This window comes from Gemmatimonas sp. (genome assembly GCF_021298855.1).
GTDB lineage: Bacteria > Gemmatimonadota > Gemmatimonadetes > Gemmatimonadales > Gemmatimonadaceae > Gemmatimonas.
The window spans coordinates 1-8,006 of the sequence record NZ_JAJTHI010000065.1; the positions used below are offsets into that span (position 1 = coordinate 1).

The 8,006-nt window shown below is 67.9% G+C and carries 8 protein-coding genes; 4 read left to right on the top strand and 4 right to left on the bottom strand.

Annotated elements, in window-relative coordinates; translation table 11 throughout:
- Positions 1 to 183 (bottom strand): type B 50S ribosomal protein L31 (locus LW840_RS15685; protein WP_291277329.1); only part of this gene is annotated, 183 nt, incomplete at its 3' end.
- A gap of 204 nt (positions 184 to 387) precedes the next feature.
- Between LW840_RS15685 and LW840_RS15690 the strand changes: the two genes are divergently transcribed.
- The 4 genes from LW840_RS15690 to LW840_RS15705 all read left to right on the top strand — a co-directional run bounded on the left by LW840_RS15690 (position 388) and on the right by LW840_RS15705 (position 6,730).
- On the top strand, positions 388 to 810 hold the full coding sequence (locus LW840_RS15690) for a MerC domain-containing protein (protein WP_291262834.1): 423 nt from the start codon (positions 388 to 390) through the stop codon (positions 808 to 810).
- Between the two features lie 12 nt (positions 811 to 822).
- Entirely contained in the window at positions 823 to 1,626 is an 804-nt protein-coding gene (locus LW840_RS15695) for a hypothetical protein (protein ID WP_291277330.1), read from the top strand.
- A 573-nt stretch (positions 1,627 to 2,199) separates the two neighbouring features.
- Positions 2,200 to 3,513: a M24 family metallopeptidase gene (locus LW840_RS15700; RefSeq protein WP_291261251.1), complete on the top strand. Its 1,314-nt coding sequence runs from the start codon at positions 2,200 to 2,202 to the stop codon at positions 3,511 to 3,513.
- Between the two features lie 250 nt (positions 3,514 to 3,763).
- The gene (locus LW840_RS15705) at positions 3,764 to 6,730 is read left to right on the top strand and encodes an SUMF1/EgtB/PvdO family nonheme iron enzyme (RefSeq protein ID WP_291273878.1); all 2,967 of its coding nucleotides are present in this window, start codon (positions 3,764 to 3,766) and stop codon (positions 6,728 to 6,730) included.
- On the opposite strand, the gene LW840_RS15710 is transcribed toward LW840_RS15705, so the two are convergent.
- From LW840_RS15710 to LW840_RS15715, 3 genes are all read right to left on the bottom strand, one after another.
- Positions 6,717 to 7,160 carry a DUF2442 domain-containing protein gene (locus tag LW840_RS15710; RefSeq protein WP_291266653.1) on the bottom strand — a complete coding sequence of 148 codons (444 nt, stop codon included), beginning with the start codon at positions 7,158 to 7,160 and terminating at the stop codon, positions 6,717 to 6,719. The two genes, LW840_RS15705 and LW840_RS15710, sit on opposite strands and share 14 nt — an antisense overlap.
- On the bottom strand, positions 7,153 to 7,491 hold the full coding sequence (locus LW840_RS17640; protein ID WP_343213634.1) for a DUF4160 domain-containing protein: 339 nt from the start codon (positions 7,489 to 7,491) through the stop codon (positions 7,153 to 7,155). Before LW840_RS17640 ends, LW840_RS15710 begins: the two co-directional genes overlap by 8 nt.
- A 95-nt stretch (positions 7,492 to 7,586) precedes the next feature.
- Positions 7,587 to 8,006 (bottom strand): OsmC family protein (locus LW840_RS15715; protein WP_291277331.1); only part of this gene is annotated, 420 nt, incomplete at its 5' end.

Consider the following 8,006-nt stretch of genomic DNA (forward strand, 5'->3'; position numbering starts at 1 on the left):
GCCCGTGTAGAACGGGTGCGAGTCGCTCGTGATTTCGAGGAGGATGAGCGGGTACTCGTTGCCGTCGTCGAGCTTGATCTTCTGCTCGCTCGTCATCGTCGAACGGGTGAGCACCAGCGCGCCGGTCGACGCATCCTTGAATACGACCGAGTGGTACGGCGGATGAATGCCTTCTTTGGCCATGCGAACTCCAGCATGCGCCACCATTGCCGGCGGTGAGCGCGTTCTTGAATGGACGCCCCGTGTCGTAGGGGCGGAGTGGGGGCGCTGCCCCCGGGTCACACTACAGCCTTGATATCTGTCCGTTCAGGCCGGGGGATTCAAGGGGAGGGCGGCGGCGGTCGGGCTCTCCTTGATCAGTCATGAGAACGCGCTATCATTACAGATATGCACGGTTCCGTCGCGCCCGATCACCAACCCAGCCAGCCCTGGCTCGACCGCGCGGGCATGGTCACGAGCACACTGTGTGCCGTACACTGCGCGGCCACGGCCCTGCTGATGGGGGCGCTGACCGCCATCGGTGCAAGTCGGCTGGCCGACCCGGCCGTGGAGGCGGTGTTTCTCTCCGCCTCGATTGGCCTGGGGGCGATCAGTCTGGGGCAGGCCTTCCCGCGCCATCGTTCGTCGCGGCCGGCGCTGTGGCTCGCCATTGGGCTGGTGCTCCTGCTGGGCGTGCGCCGCACCGCGGAATTGCCCGTGCTGGAGGTGCTGGTGGTCACTGCCGGCGCGTTCTGCATCGTGCGCGCGCACTGGTTGAACGCCCGCCTGGTCACCACCTGTCGCCGTACGGCACCGGTAGTGGCGGGGTAACACCGTGGGGGCGTGAGCGGTGCGGACGATGGCATTGCCGAAACCGTGTCCGTTCCCGAACGTACGGCACACAGGCCGCCAGCAATCGACGCGGCCAATCGCGACCGTCCGTTCCCTCGAGTCACCCGCGCCCGCGACATGCAGCCCACCCCACCGCCGCCGCCGACCGCCACCTCCGTTCAGGACGGTGCCTTCCCGGTCACCATGACCCCCGATGGGGCCTCGCCCTCGGCGGTGCTCAAGGCCATGGAAGCACAGCGCAGCGAGCTGCGCGACCAGCTGGAGCGGGTACAGGACCAGCGCAATGACATCGCCAGCGACCTTCGCGCGGACGAGATCTCCCCGGCTGATCAGCAGGGCCTCGAGGCGCGGCTGAAGGAAACCGATGCCCGCATCTCCAGCCTCGAGCAGCAGATCGCCCAAGCCGATCTGGCCGTGGCCAAGGCATCGGCGGTGCCGGGAGCGGTCGTGGAAACGCCGCCGCCGGACACGTCCGACCGCGACGTGCTCGAGACGATCACGACCGTCTCGGTCGTCTTCACGCTGTTCGTGCTCTTTCCTCTCGCCTTCGCGCGCGCTCGGCGGCTGTGGAAACAGGGCGCGACCGTCATCGCCCCCGTCCCGCGCGAAGTCACCGACCGCCTGGAGCAGCTGGGCCAGAGCGTGGAGAGCATCGCCATTGAGGTGGAGCGCATTGGGGAAGGGCAGCGCTTCCTGACCCGGGTCATGAGCGACCAGAACAGGCAGCTTGGCGCTGGCGCGGCCCAACCCATTGTGGTGAATCAGGAGCAGAGGGCGGCGGAACCGCTGCGCTGAAGGAGATCGGGCTTCCGACCCCCGCACGCCGTCTCGGGGCTCCGACTTCGGACATTCGTCCGACCTCCGATCGTCGGATTGATCGGATACCCCGATGCCGGACAGCGGATGAGTGCCTGAGGTCCGATGCCGGAAACGGCGTTCGGAAATCGGAGCCCGGAGGCCTGTGCGGCCGATGCCGCAGTTACAACCCCTCCGGCTTCCGACCTCCGAGTGCCGTCTCGGGGCTCCGACTTCGGACATTCGTCCGACCTCCGACCTCCGACCTCCGATCGTCGGATCGATCGGATATCCCGATGCCGGACAGCGGATGAGTGCCTGAGGTCCGACGCCGGAAACGGCGTTCGGAAATCGGAGCCCGGAGGCCTGTGCGGCCGTTGCCGCGGGCACAACACCTCTGACGGACCCGCGTGTCCAAGCCCACGTTGCCCGGGACTGCGGGGTGGGGACCGAGCGGTGAGTGGGCGAGTCGATGGGTGAGTCGGAGAGTTGAGCCTCTCAACTCTTCCTCTCATCTCTCTGGCCTCAACGGCAGCGGGAGGGCAGTTTCGGGGGTCCCCAACCCTCCCGTCCATGCGCCGCTCTCTCCTCTCCGCCGTCCTCGCCATCCTGCCGGTACTCGCCCATGCCCAGCCCGCCGCGGAACCCGCCAAGGTCCGTTGGGAACGCCTGTGCCAGATCCGTCGCGACAAGTTCGACAAGATTCTCCCCGGTGCCCTCCGCGACAACGGCGTGGACATGTGGATCACCATGCAGAAGGAGAATCAGTTCGACCCCATGTACGAGGACTTCGGGCGCGGGTACGTGGGCAGTGTGGGCTACTACATCTTCACCGATCGTGGGGGCGACCGCATCGAGCGCGTGGCCATTGGCGCCAGCGGCGGCATGCTGGAGGGGTGCAAGGTGTACGATCGCATCCTCGGCTTGGCGAACCTCAAGGCCTTCATCGCCGAGCGCAATCCGAAGCGCATTGCCATCAACATGTCGGAGGAAGTGGGTGCCGCCGACGGGCTCTCCAAGACCAGCTACGATCGCCTCGTGAAGGAGATCGGCCCCGAGTGGGCGGGCAAGCTGGTGAGCAGCGAGAAGGTGGTGAGCGACTTCCGCAGCGGCTTCCCCATTTCGCAGGTGGTGGCGCTGGGTGAGGCGGGGGAGATCTCGCGGCGCATTGCCGAGCGCGCGCTCAGCAACGAGGTCATCACGCCGGGTGTCACTACGCTGGAGGATGTGGCGTGGTGGATGGCCGACCAGCTGCAGCAGCGTGCGCTGGGGTCCAGCTTCGACATGCCGAGCGTGTACATCACGGGCCCCAAGGGGATCGAGGCCACCAGCAACGGCCGCATCATCCAGCGCGGCGATCTGGTCATCATCGACTGGGGCGTGGGCTATCTCAACACGTGGACCGACGTGAAGCGCATGGCGTACGTGCTCAAGCCGGGGGAGACGGCGGCCCCCAAGGGCATCCAGGCCGCCTTCGACAACGCGCTCAAGGTGCGGGAGATCATCCACCGCACCATCAGGCCCGGCCCCACCGCGGGGGCCATGGTGGAGCAGCTCAAGGCGGAGATCACCAAGGGCGGCTTCCGCATGCAGGGCACCTTCAACGAGGTGGGCACGGACAGCGCGATCGAGGTGAACATCGGTTGCCACAGCGTGGGTGACCGCGGGCACGGTAGCGGCCCCAGCATCGCGTGGTTCAATCCGCGGCAGATGACCTTCAACATCAAACCGTTCAATCCGTTCAGCATCGAGCTGTTCGCCTGGACGCCCAATCCAGATTGGGGTGGGGCGAAGGTGCGCATTCCGCTGGAGGACGACGCGATGGTGACCGACCGCGGGGTGGAGTGGCTCTACCCGGTGAATCAGCGCATCTGGCTCATCAAGTGATGGCATCGGGAGCGCCCGGGAGTGCTGTGGCATCCACCCCACCCAGCCAATTCCCGGCTCGCTCCCGTCGAATCTGACAGTCAAGACGCGCACGGTGACGATACGGCCACCCTGAGCGCTCCCTCCAGCAGCACCATTGACCGCTAGACTTCGGGGGCCACCACCGGAGTCCGTCATGTGCGAGTCGCCCTCCCCGAATACCCGACATCCGATCGCCCGGCGTCTTCACTCCGCGGCGATCGCCTGCGCTGTGGCGTTCGCTTGCAGTGCCTGTGGCGGCGGCGACGGCAGCCCCCCCACGGCCCCCCAGCCCGGGGGGCCGGCGGTGCGCGAGGTGATCGTGACCCCGGACTCGCTGCGCCTGGCCCCCGGACAGACGGCCACGCTGCGCGCGGAGGCGAGAGGCGCCGCGGGCACCGTGGCGACCACCGCCATCGAATGGAGCTCCGAAACGCCAACGGTGGCCAGCATAAGCCCGGCCGGGGTGGTCACCGCGGTGAGCCCGGGTCGTGCGCGGGTGTCGGCGCGGGCCGGCAGTACCACGGGGACCGCCTGGGTGTCGGTCGTCCGCCCCGACTCCGCCTCGGCCGAAGTGCGGGCGACCGACACCACCCGCGTCATCGCCGGCAACGGCAGTGGGGTCATCATACCGCCGGGGGCGCTGCCGGCCGGTGTGCGCGTGTCGGCCGAGGAACGGCAGGAGGGAGCCGGAAGGCTCAGTGTGCGGATTACCGTGACGGCTCCGGCGTCGGTGGCCCGGCTGCGCGCACAACAGAGCGCGAACACCGTTGCACCAACCCGCGTGTTCGTGATGACCGCAGCGCCGATTCCCTCCACGCCACTCCCACGGCTGCGCGTGACGGCTGTGCTGCCGAACAACCGACGCGTGGTCACGGCCCCGGTGGCCGACGCGGTCGCAGCGGCGGTCGATCAGGCGGGCCGCCCAGTCACGCGGATTGAAACCAGTCTGATGCTGTCGCAGGCAACGCTGCAGGGCGGGCGCACCGTCATTGACCTTGCCTACGTACCCGATCCCACACCCGAGCCGGTCGGCTATGCGCTGTACGCGGCAGGCAGTCGCGGCGCGTCCACACGCTTCAGCGGCTCGCGCGTACCGGTGGTGCTGGTGCATGGACTCCAGCCGGGCAGGCTGATCGCCGACGATTTCGCGGCGTGGTTCCCCGACGACGCGGGCGAGATGTGGGAATCGCTCATGGGCGGCATTGCCGCGGATGCCGAACTGCGCAGCACCCTCGAGCCGTGGGTGTTTCGCTACCCGACGTACAACGGCATCGCGTTCAGCGCCCGACGTTTCCGGGAGTTGCTCACCGAACGATTCGGCAACCAGCCTGTGTTGGTCGTGGCCCACTCCACGGGAGGGCTCGTCACAACCGTCGCCATGCTCGACGAGGCCACGTCACCGCGGATTGCGCGACTCCTCTCGCTCGGTACGCCCTATCTCGGCTCGCCACTGGCGCGCGATGACCTCACCACCGATCTCGTCACCTCGGAGATCACTGCGGGACGCTGTGCCGGCGCGGCCCTGCCGGTCGCGAACAGGTCGGGGGTGCTGACGGAACTCCTCGCGGACAGGAGCGACGGCTACCGCGATCTGAGTGACCGCAGCAGCATCGTTGAGCGTGTGCGGCAGGGAGTACGATCGCTCGATGCGCGTATTCGTGCGGTGGCCGGCACGCACACGGTGGGAGCCGGCACCTCGGCAAGTGGCACGATTACCCTGCCCGGGTGCGCCATGCGGGTCCTCGATGCGGGTGACAACGATGGCCTGGTGGCCACCACCAGCGCCACGCCACCGCTCATTACAAGCAGCGCACGAATCGCGGCCGACCACCTGAGTCTCACCACCAACGCCACTGCCCGCGCCGACCTGCTGCAAGCGCTCCGCACGTTCGTGCGTGCACAGCCGCGGTTGGTGTTTGCCGCTGAGCCCCCCGCCCGCACCGCGGCAACAGCGCCGATGCCCGCGGTGCGGGTGGCCATTCGAGACGGGTCAGGACAAACGCTGACGGGCGCAACCAATGTCGTTACCCTCGCGCTGGCGCCAAACACGAATGGTGCCGTACTGGGGGGAACGACCACGCGTCCCGCCGTGCAAGGCGTGGCCACCTTCGAGGGGCTCACCATCGATCGCCCGGGCAGCTACACGCTCCTGGCGCAGAGTCCGTCGCTGCCGTCGGCCAGCAGCACGACCATCACGGTGGACTCGGCGCGAGCCATCACCTCCCTCGTGGTGTCCCCCACGTCGCTGTCGCTCGGTGTTGGGGCCACCGGCACCATCACCGCCACGATTACGCAACCACCAGGCGTTGCGGCCGCGGTGGTGAGCTTCGCATCGCTGAATACCGCCGTGGCCACCGTCACCGGTGCGGGCAACAGCGCGACCGTGCGCAGCGTGGCGCTTGGCAGCACCACGATTCGCATCACGGCCACGGCGCCCGGCACGGCCGCCTTCCCGGCGACGACCATCACCGAGGATGTGGCCGTCACGGTCGCCTTCGGCGGCGGCACCGGGCTTGGCGCCAACTTCGGCACCGAGCAGTTCGCGCTCATTCCTGCCGGCTCCTTCCGCATGGGAACCGTAACGGGAGGCTTCAGCGATGAGCGACCGGTACGCCAGGTCACCATCAGCCGCGCGTTCCGCATGCAGCGGACCGAGGTCACGCAGTGGCAGTGGCGCGCGGTCATGGGCGTCAACCCCAGCGCCTTTGCCGCGTGCGGCGACACGTGCCCGGTCGAGAATGTCAGTTGGCTCGACATCCAGACCTTTCTGCAACGCCTCAACACGGCGGATCCGGGGAAGAACTATCGTCTGCCCACGGAGGCCGAGTGGGAGTACGCGGCGCGCGCCGGCACGACCGGTGACTACGGCATTGCCGGCAATATCTGCACCTTCGCCTGGGTGTTCGATTCCGGGTGCGATGCCGATGCCACGCGGCGTGTGGCGCAGGGGCTGGCCAACGCGTGGGGGCTGTTCGACATGCACGGCAACGTGTGGGAGTGGGTGCAGGATTGGTACGGTCCCTATCCCAGCATCGCGCAGACCGACCCCACGGGCCCCACCACCGGGTCGAGCCGGGTGCTGCGTGGCGGGTCGTGGTTCGGCGACGCGATCATTGCGCGCTCAGCCTACCGCGGCGAAAGCGCACCATCGGCGCGTCTCTCCTACGACGGGTTCCGGCTGGTCAGGAATCCGTAGCCGTGTGCCGCTTCCGCGGACGCCCACCCTTCTTCCCGTTCTCTCGTGCCGCCACCGTCTTGGCCTTGGACCGCACGCTACCACCAGCGGAGCCTGCCGCCTGCATCAGCACCCACGGGCCAAGCGCTTCGCGAATGATAGCCGGCACGCTGTATTGAACATCGAGACGTTCCCAGTTGAGGCCACCGCCACTTCCAAGGAGCTCGATGTCGGACAGCTCGGCGGTGGAGGCGCCGGCGAGTTCGGGAAACAGCGCGAGGGGGAGCGCGATCTCCACACCGTTCATCAGCACCAGGCGAATGGTGCCGGTGCGGCGATCGAATTGCGCTGATTGCGCATGCGGGCGCGTCTTGCGGTGATACCGGGCCCGCGCGCGGGCGGCGGGGAGTTGCGCCAGAATCTCTTCGTCAGTAGGCGATACTCTAGCCATGGTAGGCTCTCCAGCAGGCGAGAAGGAATGCATGATGCGCCTCGACGACTCGGAACGCCTTGACGGCATCGGCATCGCGCATGCCAACGGCGTCCCCGATTGACGGTCCGGTGCTGGCGTCTCCGAGCCAGATGACGAGTTCTTCGCCTGCAGTCCGAAAGACGTGCACGTGGGCCGGCCCATGCTCGCGCGGCGGGACGTAGATCACGATCCGAAATCCGTGGTGTCGCAGGACCGTAGGCAACGGAAGTATAACCGAACGCTTGGGTTTATGCCAATCGGCGCCGACGATCCGTTCCGCGCCGTTTCCCAACGTCCGCCCCACCGTCATCGCCCCGTCACCACCGGGCAACAGAAAGGCCCACCGTTCGTCGATGGGCCCTCCTCACTCACCTATCGGTACGCGTCCATGCGCGCAGCGCACCCTCACCCGCCGTTGAGCTCCAAGGTCCAGGTCACCGGCATGTGCGGATCGAGGCTGTCGCGCACGCTGCAGTACTTCGTGACCGCCAGCTCGATGGCGCGCTCGGCATGCTGCCGCTCCACCTCGGCCGCAATGATGCGGTAGTGCAGCTTGATTGCCGTCACACGGCCGGGCACGCCGGCGAATCGCTCCCCCTCGACATCCACCGAGAGTGCCTGCACCGGCGTGCGACGCTTGGCGAGAATGTCCACCACGTCCACACCCGTGCACCCCGCCAACGCGCACAGCAGCGCGTCCACGGGCGAGGGGCCGGTTGCGCCACTCGCGTCCATGCGAATGGCCGGCCCGCCGCTCTGACGCTGGCCGTCGAAGCGATGCTCGCCCGCCCACGTGACCGAGACCTTGGCCGGCGGCTTGCCCAC